General features: G+C 42.3%; 14 protein-coding genes and 2 pseudogenes. 15 read left to right on the top strand and 1 reads right to left on the bottom strand.

All coding sequences use genetic code 11. The features are described from left to right. Positions 1-184 precede the first annotated feature (184 nt). From H8Z82_RS06495 to H8Z82_RS06425, 15 genes and pseudogenes are all read left to right on the top strand, one after another. Positions 185-1,156, top strand: coding sequence for a DUF3878 family protein (locus tag H8Z82_RS06495; protein ID WP_186994628.1), 972 nt, complete (start codon positions 185-187; stop codon positions 1,154-1,156). 94 nt (positions 1,157-1,250) lie between these two features. Further along, on the top strand, positions 1,251-2,054 hold the full coding sequence (locus tag H8Z82_RS06490) for an HD domain-containing protein (RefSeq protein WP_186994627.1): 804 nt from the start codon (positions 1,251-1,253) through the stop codon (positions 2,052-2,054). Next, entirely contained in the window at positions 2,029-2,616 is a 588-nt protein-coding gene (locus tag H8Z82_RS06485) for a M48 family metallopeptidase (protein WP_186994626.1), read from the top strand. Before H8Z82_RS06490 ends, H8Z82_RS06485 begins: the two co-directional genes overlap by 26 nt. A gap of 6 nt (positions 2,617-2,622) precedes the next feature. Next, a pseudogene (locus H8Z82_RS06480) lies at positions 2,623-3,849 on the top strand (endonuclease Q family protein); the annotation flags it as partial. 69 nt (positions 3,850-3,918) lie between these two features. Then, positions 3,919-4,377, top strand: a complete 459-nt coding sequence (locus H8Z82_RS06475; RefSeq protein WP_186994624.1) for a metallophosphoesterase family protein — start codon at positions 3,919-3,921, stop codon at positions 4,375-4,377. 238 nt (positions 4,378-4,615) lie between these two features. Next, positions 4,616-6,808 carry an alpha-galactosidase gene (locus H8Z82_RS06470; protein ID WP_186994623.1) on the top strand — a complete coding sequence of 731 codons (2,193 nt, stop codon included), beginning with the start codon at positions 4,616-4,618 and terminating at the stop codon, positions 6,806-6,808. Between the two features lie 27 nt (positions 6,809-6,835). Beyond that, complete coding sequence (locus tag H8Z82_RS06465) at positions 6,836-7,849, top strand: LacI family DNA-binding transcriptional regulator (protein WP_186994622.1); 1,014 nt, start codon at positions 6,836-6,838, stop codon at positions 7,847-7,849. A gap of 329 nt (positions 7,850-8,178) precedes the next feature. Beyond that, a complete protein-coding gene (locus tag H8Z82_RS06460; protein ID WP_186994621.1) occupies positions 8,179-9,357 on the top strand; it encodes an AGE family epimerase/isomerase in 1,179 nt (392 codons plus the stop codon). Then, positions 9,347-10,495: pseudogene (locus H8Z82_RS17895) on the top strand (glycoside hydrolase family 130 protein); the annotation flags it as partial. The gene H8Z82_RS06460 and the pseudogene H8Z82_RS17895, both read left to right, overlap by 11 nt. After that, positions 10,487-12,199 (top strand): phospho-sugar mutase, encoded by a 1,713-nt coding sequence (locus H8Z82_RS17890; RefSeq protein WP_186994652.1) that lies wholly within the window; start codon positions 10,487-10,489, stop codon positions 12,197-12,199. The pseudogene H8Z82_RS17895 and the gene H8Z82_RS17890, both read left to right, overlap by 9 nt. A gap of 119 nt (positions 12,200-12,318) precedes the next feature. Next, the gene (locus H8Z82_RS06445; protein WP_186994620.1) at positions 12,319-13,260 is read left to right on the top strand and encodes a type I phosphomannose isomerase catalytic subunit; all 942 of its coding nucleotides are present in this window, start codon (positions 12,319-12,321) and stop codon (positions 13,258-13,260) included. A gap of 279 nt (positions 13,261-13,539) precedes the next feature. Beyond that, the gene (locus H8Z82_RS06440; RefSeq protein ID WP_019160498.1) at positions 13,540-13,908 is read left to right on the top strand and encodes a CidA/LrgA family protein; all 369 of its coding nucleotides are present in this window, start codon (positions 13,540-13,542) and stop codon (positions 13,906-13,908) included. Further along, the gene (locus H8Z82_RS06435) at positions 13,905-14,597 is read left to right on the top strand and encodes an LrgB family protein (protein ID WP_019160499.1); all 693 of its coding nucleotides are present in this window, start codon (positions 13,905-13,907) and stop codon (positions 14,595-14,597) included. Before H8Z82_RS06440 ends, H8Z82_RS06435 begins: the two co-directional genes overlap by 4 nt. 183 nt (positions 14,598-14,780) lie before the next feature. Then, positions 14,781-15,002 carry a hypothetical protein gene (locus H8Z82_RS06430; RefSeq protein WP_186994619.1) on the top strand — a complete coding sequence of 74 codons (222 nt, stop codon included), beginning with the start codon at positions 14,781-14,783 and terminating at the stop codon, positions 15,000-15,002. A 76-nt stretch (positions 15,003-15,078) separates the two neighbouring features. Further along, positions 15,079-16,047 (top strand): biotin--[acetyl-CoA-carboxylase] ligase, encoded by a 969-nt coding sequence (locus H8Z82_RS06425; protein WP_186994618.1) that lies wholly within the window; start codon positions 15,079-15,081, stop codon positions 16,045-16,047. A 102-nt stretch (positions 16,048-16,149) separates the two neighbouring features. Here H8Z82_RS06425 and H8Z82_RS06420 read toward each other — a convergent pair whose 3' ends face one another. Then, positions 16,150-16,857: a hypothetical protein gene (locus H8Z82_RS06420; RefSeq protein ID WP_186994617.1), complete on the bottom strand. Its 708-nt coding sequence runs from the start codon at positions 16,855-16,857 to the stop codon at positions 16,150-16,152.

The following is a 16,857-nucleotide window of genomic DNA, read 5'->3' as shown; positions in this document are numbered from 1 at the left end:
TTTGCTGCCAGTAATTAAAAAAAGTCCAGGGGATTGACAGCCATACAATAATCAGCTAAATTTTTGTATAGACATCAGACTCCGTTGTGATAAAGTGTTTACTATGAATATAAAAGGTGGAAAAGTTACCTGGAAATAAAGTAGGAGCTTCTGAAGAACAAAATGATCCTACAGGGGAGTAACAATGGAAGACAATTTTGAAAAATTAAATCTGCTTCTGGAGCAGGAACTGTGTGAGTTTGTGGATATTCCGGACGGTTTTACCGGACAGACAGAGAGTGGAGAGCTACGTCTGATCTACCTGATGAATGATGCGGTGGAGAGCTTTCTGGTTTTGAAAAATGCCAGGATGACAGGAAATTATGTCAGGGATTATGAAGGGGAATTTGAAGGCTCTTTAGAGAAGGCAGACAGGGATTTATGTGAGGCAGAGTATATTCTGGTGGTTCATCAGGGGCGGAATGTGTTTACTGTATTTTTTGAAGATATTTTGCTGGAAACACATTTGTATAATTATGGAGAGCTGGGACATTTCTGGGTGAAGGGATATGAAAATCTCAGGGTAATGGAGTATCAGATCGCTATATTGCGTGATAAATATGAGTATCTGGGAGAAGAATATTGCACTGAACAGGAACGAAAGCTGGCAATGCTGCGTGATTTCCCACCGTTAAATTATCTTTTTTATCCGGCAGTACCGGAGAAGTATATTGTTCCGGTGGACAACCCATGGGAGGTAACGGCGGAAGCACTGGCAGTTATGCAGGAACTGGCAACGGAAGCGGGAGATGAAAAAATGGGAAAAATGCTCAGACGATATGAAATAAATCCGGATATGTCAAATGCCAGAAAAATTGCAGGAATGCTTTGTAAGAGAAGTCATTTACCGGTGGTTACTCTGTTGGGAGAAAAAATCAGGGAAGCAGCTTCGGTCTATCCGGATAGAGATTTTGGCAGGAAACAGAATAAGTATCTGCATGAATTGATGAAAAAAGCGGAACGAAGAAAAGAAGAATTGGAAGCAGAGAATGTTCAGACTCTGATCTACAGAGAAGAACCTTTCATTTATGACTGTGATTCCATATCGTTTCAGGTATATCTTATGATTGTGAGAAAAGGTATATGGAAGCAGAAAATAATGGTTGAGAAAATGTAATTCTTTGGATAAAGCCCTTATAATTTATGCAAAGTATATATTAGTTGTTTTTGTGTAAAGTAGTCTAAATAGGAATAAAGAAGGGATTATAATAATGGATAAATTATTAGACTTAACAAGAGATTTTGATGCAGCGAAAGCTGCTTTTGAAGCATATCTGGATGAATATGACAGAGCGGATGATAAGATTCATCTGAAAATCGTACATACTTATGGAGTGGTTGATGCTGCAGAAGACATTGCCCGCCGTATGGGATTAACAGAGGAAGATGTACAACTGGCAAAGGTAATCGGATTGCTCCATGATATTGGCAGATTTGAACAGATCAGGAGATTTGACAGCTTTGAACCGGGAACTATGGAGCATGCAGCATATGGAGCACAGCTTCTGTTCGGACCGGAGAAAATGATCCGCAGATTTGTGAAGGATGACAGGTTTGACAGTCTGATCTGCACTGCGATTGAGAAGCACAGTGACTTCAAACTGGAAGGAATTACGGATGAGAGAACTCTGCTTCATGCAAAATTAATTCGGGATGCAGACAAGCTGGATAATTGCAGAGTAAAGCTGGAAGAGTCCATGGAAACACTTCTGGGAGTGGATGCGAAGGGTGTCGGTGAAGGAGTGATCGCACCAAAGGTGTGGGAGTCCTGTATGGCAAGGGAATCTGTATTATCTTCAGACAGGGTTTCGAAAGTGGACTACTGGATTTCCTATATTGCACAGTATTATGATATCAATTTCCCAGAAACCTATGAGATTATGCGTGAACATGATTATGTGAAACGGATTAAGGACAGAGTTCCCTATGCATTACCGGAAACACAGGAAAAGATGGACATTCTGGCAACAGAGATGGAGAAATATATGGATGAGAGAATTCGAAACAAAAAATAATCAGGAGAAATTCACCTGCGGAGAATTTGAATATCAGGTCATAAGAAGTGCCAGAAAAACCATGACTCTGGAGGTACGCAGGGACGGAAATGTGATTGTCCGTGCACCGCTCCGTACAGGTCTGCCGCGGATCAAAAGATTTGTAAACCAGAAGCAGGAGTGGGTTCTGGGATGTCTGGAACGGACAAAAGAATACAGGGAAGAGAAGCCATTGAGTGCAGATCTGAGCGAGGCAAAACGGAATGTCTATATACGAAAAGCGAAAGAAACAATTACCAGAAGGGCTTCTTATTTTGCCAGACTCATGGGCGTTTCTTACCGCAATATCACCATCAGAGAGCAAAAAACGAGATGGGGAAGCTGCAGCAGTGAGAAGAATCTGAATTTTAACTGGAAACTGATACTTGCACCGCCGGAAGTGCTGGATTATGTAGTGATACATGAACTCTGCCATCTGAAAGAGATGAATCATTCGAAGGCATTCTGGGACGAGGTCGAAAAAGTAATGCCGGAGTATGAAACGTACAAGTTATGGCTGAAAGAGAATGGATGGAGGTTATAATGAATAATGAAAACAATAGCTGATCTGCACATTCATTCCAGATTTTCCATGGCGACAAGTAAAGAAGGTACGCCTGAGAATCTGGATTTCTGGGCGAGAAAGAAAGGAATTTCTCTGATTGGAACAGGTGATTTCACGCATCCGGTATGGAGAGAAGAACTGAAGGAGAGACTTGTTTCAGAGGGAAACGGCCTGTATCGTCTCAGAGATGAATATGTAAAAGAAGATAGCCGGAAATTTCCGGGAGAAGGAACACGCTTTGTTGTTTCCGGGGAAATCAGTTCTATTTATAAGAAAAACGGAAAGACCAGAAAAGTACACAATGTGATTTTGCTTCCAAGTCTGGAGGCAGCAGATGCTATGGCACAGCGTCTGGAGAAAATCGGAAATATTCACTCTGACGGCCGCCCGATTCTGGGTCTGGACAGTCATGATCTCCTGGAAATGATGCTGGATGTATGCCCGGAAGGAATTCTGATCCCGGCTCATATCTGGACACCCCATTTCTCTGTATTAGGTGCGAAATCAGGATTTGATTCTGTAGAGGAATGTTTCGAGGAACTGACACCGTATGTGCATGCATTGGAAACCGGACTTTCCTCTGACCCGGCTATGAACTGGAGAATTTCCAAACTGGACCGCTATCAACTTGTATCCAATTCAGATGCACATTCTCCGTCTAAGCTGGGACGTGAGGCGAATCTGTTGGATATTGACTGTTCCTATGAGGGACTTTATCAGGCAATTCAGACTGGCCAAGGACTGGAAGGAACAGTAGAATTTTTTCCTGAAGAGGGGAAATATCATTTCGATGGCCACCGAAAGTGTGGTATATCATTAAGTCCTGTGGAAGCAGAACGTCTTGGTGGAATCTGTCCTGTCTGTGGAAAGAAGCTGACCATGGGTGTAGATCACAGAGTAGAGCAGCTTGCAGACAGAGCGGAAGGATTTGTGAAAGAAGATGGTAAGAAATATGAAAGCCTTGTACCTCTGCCGGAAGTAATCTCTGCATGTATGGGATATTCCACTGCAAGTAAGAAAGTGCAGGGGTGTTTTGAACAGATGATTCAGACACTGGGAACAGAATTCGACATTCTGCGAAACGTACCGTCAGAAGATATTAAATCCTGTGCAGGAGAACGGATTGCAGAAGGAATTGAGAATGTAAGAACCGGAAATGTGAACAGAATTCCGGGTTATGATGGTGAATATGGAAAAATACAACTGTTTGATGAAAATTAAACATGGAATGATGAAATTAGAAAACTGCCTATAAGAGAATAATCGGTGAGGAAATAATATATGAAGAAAATAGGAATTATCTCAGATACCCATGGTCTGCTCAGACCGGAAATACTGGAAATCTTAAAAGACTGTGACTGCATTATCCACGCAGGTGACGTAAACAAACCGGAAATCCTGGATACACTTCGTATGATGGGCTCCATCTATGCAGTCCGCGGAAATAACGACAAGGACTGGGCAGAAGGAATGGCGAAAACCTTACACTTCACCATAGAAGGGGTAAAATTTTTCATGACCCACAATAAAAAAGATGTGGACTGGGACTTAAAAGACACACAGGTAGTCATCTTCGGACACACCCATAAATACTTTGAAAAAATGATAGACAACCGTCTATGGCTAAACCCGGGAAGCTGCGGCCCCAGACGCTTCGACCAGGAGATTACCATGGCAGTAATGACAGTCGATAATGGAACCTATCAGTGGAAAAAGGTTGCCATGATTCCGAAAAAGTAGTATAAATATCAGAGCAAAACTTCTTTTTGAAAATCAATCATGAGTTTTCGAAAAGAAGTTTTTATTTTGTTCTATCTGTCAGTTTTTCCACTTTGTTTTTGGTAAGTTTGTAGAACTTAAATCATTAAGTTGACTGAAAATTAATTATTAAGTATACTAAAATCAAAGACAGGAACCTGCAAATCAAAGTATTGCGGAAGCGATGAGCACAGTGGGTGCATGACAGAAAGGAGCAGAAATGGCTGTTCAGTTTAATGAAGACAAGAAAATCTTCCGTCTGGATACGGAAACAAGTACTTACTTAATGGGATTAACTCCGGAAGGATATCTGGGACATATTTATTACGGAGATCGGTTATATAGAGCTGCAGAGAATTACATGCTGCGTATGGAGGAGCCTCCGTACACACCATTTGTAAACAAGAGAGAGAAATCTTCCTTCTTGGACAGCTTTCCAATGGAATATCCCACAGGAGGAATCGGAGATTACCGTGAAAGCTGCCTGAATGTGCGTAAGGAAGCAGGACAGATGGGATGCGAGATACACTATGTTTCCCATGAAATTTATAATGGTAAAAAAGCTCTCAAAGGACTTCCGGCATCTTTTGGCACAGAGGATGAGGTACAGACACTGGATATTCTTTGTGAGGATGAGGTTCTGGGACTGCAGGTGGTATTGAGCTATTCTGTATTTGAGAAGGAAAATGTAATTACCCGAAGTGTACGTTTAATTAATAAGGGAGCTCAGAAGCTTAAAATTGAGAAAATCTACAGTGCATGTCTGGACATGGACAATGAGAATTTCGAGATGTTGACACTCCATGGTTCTTGGGCGAGAGAACGTCATATCCAGCAAGGACCACTCCGCTACGGAAAACAGATGGTATCTTCCACAAAAGGAGAGTCCAGCCATCAGGAGCATCCGTTCCTGGCACTGGTGACACCGGGAACAACTCAGCAGCAGGGTAAAGTTTACGGAATGCATTTCGTATATTCCGGAAACTTTATCGGACAGGCAGAGTTAAACCAGTTTGATTCTGTGCGTGCTGTAATGGGTATTAATAAAGAGGAATTTGGTTGGATTCTGAGAACTGGAGAGGAATTCCAGGCACCGGAAGTTGTTATGACTTATTCTCATGAAGGCCTGGGAGAAATGACCAGAAGTTATCATGATTTCTACAGAAGCCACATGATCAGAAGCAAATATCTTCATAAGAAGAGACCAATTCTGATCAACAACTGGGAAGCCACCTACTTTGATTTTAATACTGATAAACTGTTAGATATCGCAAGAGAAGCGAAGTCCTGCGGTATTGAGATGCTGGTTATGGATGACGGCTGGTTTGGCGTGAGAAACAGCGATAACTGTTCTCTTGGTGACTGGAAAGTTAACACAGACAAGATCACAGGCGGACTGAAATATCTGGTAGATGAAGTAAACAAGATCGGCCTTGAGTTTGGTATCTGGTTTGAGCCGGAGATGATTTCTCCTAACTCTGATCTTTATAGGGCGCATCCGGAATGGGCAATCCAGATTCCTGGAAGAGAAGCAACACAGAGTAGGCAGCAGTACGTCCTTGATCTTTCCAGGCCGGAAGTGTTGGATTATGTATATGAAAGCGTGGCTTCTATCTTAAGGAGTGCAAATATTGTTTATGTGAAATGGGATATGAACCGTCAGTTAAGTGACCTGGGAAGCACTTATCTGGGAGCGGAAGAGCAGCAGGAACTTTTCCATCGTTATGTTCTGGGGGTTTATGCACTGCAGGAGAGACTGGTTACAGAATTTCCTGATCTCCTTCTGGAAAACTGCTCCGGAGGCGGTGCACGTTTCGATCCGGGTATGTTATACTATAGTCCACAGATCTGGTGTTCTGATGACACAGATGCCATCGAGCGTCTGATGATCCAGGAAGGAACTTCTCTGATCTATCCGTTATCTACCATGGGCGCTCATGTCAGCGACTGCCCGAACCATACAGTTGGCAGGGAGACGCCCTTCGAGACAAGAGGACATGTGGCACTGGCAGGTACCTTTGGATACGAACTGGATGTGACAAAGATTCCGGAAGAAGACAGAAAGATGATCCCAGAGCAGACAAAGATGTACCACAAATATCATGAACTGGTACGTGAGGGTGACTACTACAGAATCGCTTCCTACAGAGAGAATCATCTGTATGACTGCTGGGCAGTAGCTGCAAAAGATAAGAGCGAAGTTCTGGTAACTTATGTGCATGTACTCAGCACGCCCAATGCCCATAGTAGAAGAATCTTCCTGCAGGGATTTGATACGGAAGCTGTCTATGCACTTGAGGGAACCGAAGAGAAATATACAGGCGAGATGTTGATGAAGTGTGGTTTCCTTGTGAAAGGATTCTGGGGAGACTTTAAAAGTAAACTGTATCATTTTGTGAAAGTGACTGAGTAAAGGGGATAAGAAAGGACATATAATGTAATGGGAAAAGTAAGAATGGCTGATATTGCCGCAAAGGTAGGAGTCAGTACAGTAACTGTTCATAATGCTCTGGCCGGCAATAAGGGCGTTAGTGATGAGATGCGGGAGAAAATCCAAAAGGTGGCAGATGAGCTGGGTTATCATCAGATGACGGCAGCAGCCAAACGTGAAAGAAATAAAGGTGGCCTGCGCAATATCGGTGTTATTATTTCTGAGAGATATTTGGCTACATATACTACTTTTTACTGGAAAATGTATCAGGAGCTTGCTTTGGTTGCTACTGATAAGAATTGCATGGCTGCAGTGGAAATACTGAAGCAGGATATGGAGGAGAATTTTATCCTTCCGAGAATTCAGGAAGAACATACCGTGGATGCTCTGATCGTAATGGGGGAAATCAGCAGGGAATATATTCATTTTATGAAGAAACATACTGATGTGCCGGTAATATTTCTGGATTTCTATGACAAAGAGCTGGCTAAAGATGCAGTTATTGCAGATAATTTCTATGGAATGTACCTGATGACAGGATATCTGTTTGAACAGGGATTTACAAAGATGGCGTATGTTGGTTCTATTCATGTGACCAGCAGTATCATGGACCGTTACTGTGGTTTTTATAAAGCACAGTTAGAACATGGACAGGTTCTGCCGGAAGAATGGCTGATCGAAGATCGTGATGAGAAAGGTGTTTCTATAAATATTAAGCTGCCGGAACATATGCCGGAAGCCTTTGTATGCAACTGTGACCTTACAGCCGGAAATTTGATCGTGGAACTGGAAAAACAGGGATATCGTGTACCGGAAGATATTTCAGTAGTTGGATTTGACAATTATCTGTATCCGGGATTTCCTGATAAAAAAATTACCAGTTATGAGGTAAATACCCAGGTAATGGTGAAGGTTGCACTGGAAAAGGCATTAAAACAGATTAAGAACCCTGCTTCGGGACGAGGTCTGAGCGTTGTTTCCGGAAAGATTGTAGAGAAGGAAAGTGTACGGAAAAAGATTTAGCGGAAATTTGAAAACTAAATATAAAATTAAATATAGAACATAAAAACAAGCTGTTAAAAATTAAATATTAATAATTGAAGCTTGCAGGAAAATCAAGAAAAGTGGTTTGCCTGTGAGCTTTTTTATTGTGATAAATATACAAAAATAAAACTTAAATATTTGTACTTTTTACAAACCTTTGTTTTTAAGCAATTAAAGATTGATAATTAAGTTAATGATGGTAAAATCAAATTAGTAAAACAGAAACAAAGATTTCTATGAGCTAGTAAAATGAAGGCAGAAATAAATGTAAGGACTGTATCACGGAACAGAATGACAGGAGGAGAAAAATGGGTACATTTGTGAAGGAAATCGAAGAGGAATTAACACAGAAGCTGATTCCTTTCTGGGAAAACCTGAGGGATGAAGAATACGGCGGTTTTTATGGTTACATGGGTTATGACCTTAAGGTGCAAAAGGATTATGAAAAGGGATGTATCTTAAACAGCAGAATCCTGTGGTTTTTTGCCAATGCCTATATGACACTTGGAGAAGAAAAACTGAAAGAGGATGCAGATCATGCATATGCATTTCTGAAGGAGAAATGTCTGGACAGAGAATATGGCGGCATGTTCTGGTCAGTCACTTATGACGGGAAACCGTCAGATACAACGAAGCATACCTATAATCAGGCATTCGCAATTTATGCTCTCTCTTCCTATTATGATGCAACAGGAAACAAGGAAGCACTGGAGATTGCCAGAGGTCTTCAGAAGGTGATCGAGGACAGATGTACGGATGAGTATGGATATCTGGAAGCTTTTAACCGCAAATTTGAGCCGGAAGAAAATGACAAGCTTTCTGAGAATGGTATTATTGCAGAGAAAACGATGAATACCCTGCTTCATGTTTTTGAGGCTTATACAGAATTGTACCGTGTGACAAAGGATCCGTTTACAGGAGACAGGATTCGTTTTATGATGGATCTTTTTGCAGATAAGGTATATAACAAAGAACTTGGCAGACAGGAAGTATTTTTTGACAGAACCTGGAACAGTCTGATTGATCTGTATTCCTATGGACATGACATAGAGACTTCCTGGCTGATGGACAGAGGTCTGGAAGTACTGGATGATGAAAAATATACCGCGAAGATCACACCGATCACAACAGAGATTGCAGAAAATATTTATCACAGAGCTTTTGTGGATCATTCTCTGATGAATGAATGTGAAAACGGGGTCAATGATACGAGGAGAATCTGGTGGGTGCAGGCAGAGACAGTGATCGGCTTCCTGAACAGATATCAGAAGGATCCGGAGAAAAAGGAATATTTACAGGCAGCAGAGGATGAATGGAATTATATTAAAACTTATATGTTGGATCCAAGAGAAGGTTCTGAGTGGTTCTGGTATGTAAAGGAAGACCACACACCTGGAGACGGACCTATTGTAGAACCATGGAAATGCCCGTATCACAACGGGCGTATGTGTATGGAAGTAATAAGGAGGATGAAAAATGCTGAATAAACAGTATTACGTTGAAAAAGCGAAAGTAGAAAAACTGATCGCAAGAAAAAATCAGAAAACAGATTTTTATAATGGAATTTATGATCGTTATGAGTATCCGGTACTGACAAGAGAATTTGCGCCGGTTGAATGGAGATATGACCTGAATCCGAAGACAAACCCCAATTTTCAGGAACGTCTCGGAATCAATGCAGTGATGAATTCCGGTGCTATTGAGCTGAACGGAAAATATTATCTGGTTGTCCGCGTAGAGGGAAATGACCGTAAATCTTTCTTTGCAGTAGCAGAGAGCGATACAGGAATCGACGGATTCCATTTCTGGGATTATCCGGTACAGCTTCCGGATACCTGCCCGGAAGAAACAAACGTATATGACATGCGTCTGACCAAACATGAAGATGGTTGGATTTACGGTGTATTCTGTTCTGAGAGCAAGGATAAAACAAATCCGGATCTTTCCGCAGCAGTTGCAGAAGCAGGTATCGTAAGAACAAAAGACCTTAAGACATGGGAGCGCCTTGATAATCTGAAAACACTTCATTCCCCGCAGCAGAGAAATGTAGTTCTTCATCCGGAATTTGTAGACGGAAAATATGCATTCTACACACGGCCTATGGACGGTTTTATTGAAACAGGAAGCGGCGGAGGAATCGGATTTGGTCTCTGTGATGATATCGAACATGCAGTGATCGATGAAGAGAAGATTATCAGCAAGAGAATTTATCATACTCTGACAGAGTCCAAGAACGGTGCAGGTGCAGTGCCGATCAGAGGTAAGAAATGCTGGATCAATATTGCTCACGGTGTAAGAAATACAGCGGCAGGACTTCGTTATGTCCTCTATGTATTCGGAACAGATTTGAATGATCCTTCCAAAGTGATCGCTGAACCATCCGGTGTATTTCTTGTACCACTTGGAAAAGAGAGAGTCGGAGATGTTTCCAATGTAGTATTTACAAACGGCGCTATTGCAAAGGCGAACGGAGATGTTTACATCTATTATGCTTCCTGCGATACCAGAATGCATGTTGCAACTACTACGATTGACAAACTGGAAGATTATCTGTTCAACACACCAAGAGATCCTCATCGTTCCCCTGACTGTGTAAAACAGCGCTGCGAACTGATCATGAACAATACCTATCAGCGCTGGTGTGAGGATGAGTATTTTGACGCAGATACAAGAGCCGAGTTAAAAGCCATCGCAGATGATCCTCAGGAGATCAAAGAGAGATTTTACAAAGATCTTGAATTTGGTACAGGCGGACTGAGAGGAATCCTGGGTGCCGGCACTAGCCGTATGAACATTTATACAGTAAGAAAAGCAACTCAGGGTCTGGCAAACTTTATCATCAAAGAGAATGCTCAGGCTAAGGGTGTTGCCATCGCTTTTGATTCCAGACATATGTCACCGGAATTTGCAAAAGAGACAGCTCTGTGCATGGCAGCAAACGGAATTAAGGCATATATTTTCCCGTCCCTTCGTCCCACACCAATGCTTTCCTTCGCACTTCGTGAGTTAGGCTGCACAGCAGGTGTGGTTGTAACTGCAAGCCACAATCCGCCACAGTACAATGGATACAAAGTTTACTGGGAGGACGGCGCACAGATCACAGCTCCTAAGGATAAACAGATTATTACAGAAGTTCAGGCAATCACAGACTTTGCTCAGGTGAAGACTATGTCTGAAGAAGATGCAAAGGCAGCCGGTCTTTATGAAGTGATCGGTGAAGAAATTGATGATAAATATATGGAAGCTCTTAAGAAACTGGTTCTCCGCCCGGAAGCCATCAAAGAGCAGGCAGACAAGCTGAAGATCGTTTATACACCTCTTCACGGAACAGGAAACATTCCGGTAAGACGTGTACTGAAAGAACTTGGATTTAACAATGTTTATGTAGTAAAAGAGCAGGAACTTCCTGACGGAGATTTCCCGACAGTAAGCTATCCGAACCCGGAGGATAAGAACGCATTTACACTGGCTCTGAAGCTTGCGGCAGAAGTGGATGCAGACATTGTTCTGGCTACTGACCCGGATGCAGACAGACTTGGAATTTATGCAAAGAATGAGAAAACCGGCGAGTATGAAAGTTTTACAGGAAATATGTCCGGAATGCTGATCCTGGAATATCTCCTTTCCCAGAGAAAAGAACTGGGTATGCTTCCTGAGAATGGTGCTGTTGTAACTACGATTGTTTCCGGAAAAATGGCAAGAGCTATTGCGAAAGAATACAATGTGGCACTGATCGAGACACTGACAGGATTCAAATACATTGGTGAGCAGATCAAATTCTTCGAGCAGAATCACGACCATGAATTCCTCTTCGGATACGAAGAAAGCTACGGCTGTCTGGAAGGTACCCATGCAAGAGACAAAGATGCAGTTGTAGCTGTTATGGCTCTCTGCGAGGCAGCAGCTTACTATAAATCAAAAGGAATCACTCTCTGCGAGCAGATGGAGAAGCTGTATCAGAAATACGGATTCTATAAAGAAAGCCTTTTCTTCCAGACCTTCCCTGGAGCAGAAGGAAAAGCAAAAATTGATGGTCTGATGGATGCGCTGAGAAATCAGCCTCCGAAACAGGTTGGTCCGTTCAAGGTAACTGCGCTTGAGGATTATAAGAAGAGCGTACGCACAGATATCGTAACAGACGAAATTTCTGCACTGACACTTCCGGAATCCAATGTACTGTACTTTGAGTTGGAGGATGGTGCATGGTTCTGTGTAAGACCATCCGGAACAGAGCCGAAGATTAAATACTATGCAGGCGTGAAAGGCGCAGACGCACAGGATGCTGAAGAAAAACTGGAAGCATTATCCAAGGCTGTTGTGGAACTTTAATTACATAAAAAACTTGAAATATCTGTCTGGCTAAGTAAAATAGTAGACAGATAGAAAAGAAAAAGGGCACGCAGGAGAATCTCTCAGGCGTGCCTGAAGTAAATGGAGGAAATTTACAAATGGCAATTTTTAAATTAAAACCAAGCTGTAAAGATTATCTCTGGGGCGGCACAAGATTAAGAACAGAGTTTGGGATTGAATATGACAGGGATCCTCTGGCAGAGTCCTGGGAGCTTTCCTGTCATCCGGACGGACCAAGTTATATTGTAAACGGAGAATATGCAGGGAAAACTCTGCAGCAGTATATTGATGAAAACGGGAAAGAGATTCTGGGAACTGACTGCCAGTCCTTCGAGCAGTTTCCGGTTCTGATCAAATTTATTGATGCGAAAAAAGATCTTTCCATTCAGGTACATCCGGACAATGCTTACGCACTGAAAAATGAAAGGCAGTATGGAAAAACCGAGATGTGGTATGTGATGGATGCGGCAGAAGGGGCAAGCCTTTTCTACGGATTTGCAAAAGAAGTCTCTGAAGAAGAATTCGAGGAACGTATCCGCAATCATACTCTCACAGATGTTCTGAATAAAGTAATAATCCATAAGGGTGACGTACTTTTTATTGATCCGGGCACCATCCATGCCATCGGAGCAGGAAGCCTGATCGCTGAAATCCAGCAAAATTCCAATGTTACATACCGTGTTTATGACTATGGACGTAAAGGACCGGACGGAAAAGAGCGAGAACTTCATGTAGACAAGGCTCTCCAGGTGACAAAACGTGAGCCTGCAGCTACTGACAGGGATTTCGGACCACACGTTGCATCCTGCGAATATTTCACAGTAGACAAAGTGATCCTGGACGGACTGAGAAGAAAGAAACTGACAGGAGAAGCTGACGGCACTTCTTTCGTAAGTGTACTGGTTATGAGTGGTTCAGGTAAGATCACTGCAAGCGGCCAGACTATGGAAGTGAAGAAGGGTGACAGTATCTTTATCACAGCAGGTTCCGGCGAGTATGAGCTGGAAGGTGATATGGAGGCACTGCTTACCACTGTATGATCAGGTGATAAAAATGCATTTTCTGTATCATTTTTTTTAAATGTCATAAGATGATGAAAAAAGCTTTTGCAAAACAATAGGATTTGCAGAAGCTTTTTTGTATTTTTTGGAAAACATACTACTTAGAGAATGTGAAATTCCGGGATTTCAGCAGAAACAGCCTTGCAATTTATTTTGAATACGTTATAATAAAAAAACGTAACGAACCGAGATTGGTTAGACCAATAACGGATAAATGTTTCTGAATCCTAGGGAAACGACAATTAGAGGAGACTGGAAATGAAATACGTAAGACAATTTTGGGTTATTTTACTGTTATCTGCAATGGGAGAGGCATTACATGTCCTGATTCCGCTTCCTGTACCTGCAAGTGTGTACGGACTGGTGATCATGCTGATCGCACTGGGAACACACATTATCAAGCTGGAACAGGTTAAAGAAGCATCTGAATTTCTCATAGAGATTATGCCGGTTATGTTTATTCCGGCAGGTGTTGGATTACTGACAGCCTGGGGCATACTGAAACCGGTATGTGTGCCGATCATTCTGATCACAGTGATCACTACAGTTGTGGTAATGGTTGTGACAGGTCGTGTCACACAGGCAGTTATTCGTAGGGACAGAAAGAAAGGACAGAAAAGATCATGACACAATTTATGAGTAATTCCCTGTTTTTTGGCGCAGCGATCAGCCTGATCGCATATGAGGCAGGACTTCTTTTGAAAAGAAAATTTAAGATGGCAATTTTTAATCCGCTTCTGATTGCGATTATTGCAGTAATAGCGGTGCTTTGTTTACTGCATATTGATTATGACACCTATAATCAGAGCGGTCAGTATATCAGCTACCTGCTCACGCCTGCAACGGTCTGTCTGGCAGTTCCGTTGTATCAGCAGATGGAACTTCTGAAAAAGAATCTGAAAGCCGTAATCATTGGAATTGTTTCCGGTGTACTTGCCAGTCTGGTCAGTGTGCTGATTCTTGCAAAGCTGTTCAGTCTGAGCCATGAGCAGTATGTAACACTTCTTCCGAAGTCCATTACTACTGCCATCGGAATGGGCGTTTCCGAGGAATTGGGTGGTATAGTAACGATTACAGTTGCAGTTATTATCATTACCGGTGTTCTGGGAAATATGATCGCAGAGACTGTGATCAAACTGGCACATATAGAAGAACCCATCGCTAAGGGACTGGCACTTGGAACTTCTGCCCATGCCATTGGTACTGCCAAGGCGATGGAGTTGGGTGAAATAGAAGGCGCCATGAGCAGTCTTGCAATTGCAGTAGCCGGTCTGCTGACCGTTATAGGAGCATCTGTGTTTGCCCAGTTTATGTAAGTAATATAGGGGACTGTCATGTTAAGGAACTTAAGTAGAGCTTAAGGAGTTAACATGACAGTTATTTTTTACAAACAAATGTTCGAAAAGTACTTCCATTTTAGGATAAGGTGTGGTATGATACTTGAAAGCGAATATATGTTCGGAAAATATGTTCGGTACAAGACTGAGGAGGACAATGAGATGACAAATACAGCAAGCACCACACATAGAACAGGAAAAAAAGAAAGCCGCAAGCTTTCCAGAACAATGGCAGTAATTCTGGGACTGATCGTAACACTGGAGGTAATGATTGTCGGTGGGATGATCTTTAATATTGATTTTCACTCTGCTGATACGATTGCGGTGATCCTGGGATTTTTGGTTTTATATTCGGGAGTTGTTGCAGTACTGACTGATAATTAAGGTTGCTGTCCGGCATATTATGATGTAACATGTCATATATAACATTCACTCATGAAATAATGGTAAAGGGGAAAATATGACGGTAAAATCAAGATTGCTGGAAATGTTGGAAAAGTATAAGGGAGAAGTGATTTCCGGAGAGCGGATTGCAGGTGAGCTGGGCTGTACCAGGGCAGCAGTATGGAAAGCAGTGAAATCACTCAGGGAGGACGGATATATCATAGAGGCAGGACCTAATAAGGGTTATATGCTGGCAAAGGATACAAATCGGTTGTCCCAGGAGGGAATCCGTCTGTTTCTGGATGATCCGGAGGTTAAAGTAGATATTTACGATGAGCTGGAATCTACAAACCAGACTGCCAAGAAAGAAGCGATGATAGGAAAAGCAGGACATGGAGCCTTTGTCATTGCCAGAAGTCAGACTGCGGGAAGAGGACGCAGAGGGCGGGAATTTTATTCCCCTGCAGATGCCGGGCTTTATATAAGTGTGATCCTGAAACCCCAGGGAACCCTACAGGACAGCTTACTGATCACAACAGCGGCAGCAGTGGCAGTCTACAGAGCCGTTGCGCAGATCTGTGGAATCCAGCTTGATATTAAATGGGTTAATGATCTGTTTTATAAAGGAAAGAAAGTCTGTGGAATCCTCACAGAGGCTGTCACAGATTTTGAAAGTGGAAATATTGAGTTTGTGGTAGTTGGTATAGGATTGAATCTCTACCTGGATCAGGAGAAACTGCCGCAGAAATTAAGAAGTATAGCTGGAGCTCTTTATGAGACAAAAGAAGATGCAGAACGGACAGACCGTAATCAATTGACAGCAATGATTGTGAACGAGCTGCGAAAAGAGACAGCAGATCTGAAACTATCTCCGGATTATGTGACACATAACATGATCCCGGGACATCAGATCACAATTACAGACGGAACCTCTTCCAGGCAGGCATTTGCATTGGAGATATGCAGGGACGGAAGGCTGAAAGTACGGGAAGAGGATGGGCAGGAGACAGTATTGTCCTTTGGGGAAGTTTCGGTGACTATATAGCTATATGGAAAATTGCATTGTTTTCCCAACTGCTATAAAAATGAGATTCAGATTTGCGGGTAATGTACAATCGCAAATCTGAATCTCATTTTGGGTTCAGGGCTAATTGGTACTGCTATCAGTATCTTTGAGCTCTTCGGAAATTTCTTTTTTTAATACAGGATGGCTGTTGGTGTCTGTTATATCAGTAGTATTTGCAGAAGTTTCAACATTTTCTGCATTTCTCATGTCCTGCTGGTATGGACGATATGGTGTCCAGTAGTGTTCTTCTTCATCGGAACTGTCATGGTGTTCTTCATCCAATGCATCCTTCTTGCGGGTGAGAATATAAATTCCTGCAAAAATGATAGCAGCTGCAATTACGAGCTGTGGCAGATGATATGTGAATCTACCGATAACATCAGCCAGATAGCCGGGTAAGATCATATAGAGGAAATCCATCAGGTTGTTCCACAGAATAGAAGCACCAAGAAAAATCAGCAGAACTGCAGTTAAATTTCTGTGATGTTTAAGCAGGGAACTGATATCTCCTGTCAGTTCATCCATATGAAGAACATAGGAATCTTCTATGGAATAAAACTCTTCCTCAGAAAGAGATTTCAGATTGTGCACATTAAAGAAACTGTAGAACCAGATGATCGGAATCAGAAACACAAGCCAGTCCATTCCGGTACATGCTCCGATGGCAAAGACACCCCAGAATAAGAACATAATACTGATTCCTTGTTTTTTGAATCCCATGTACATTTCTCCTGCGCCTGGAATCAGGGAAAAGATAAAAAGCCAGAATCCACGTTTTTGTTTTTGCAT

The organism is Blautia difficilis, from assembly GCF_014297245.1.
Lineage (GTDB): Bacteria > Bacillota > Clostridia > Lachnospirales > Lachnospiraceae > Blautia_A > Blautia_A difficilis.
The sequence above is the reverse complement of the archived record's forward strand: the minus strand, read 5'-3'. Positions and strand labels throughout refer to the sequence as shown.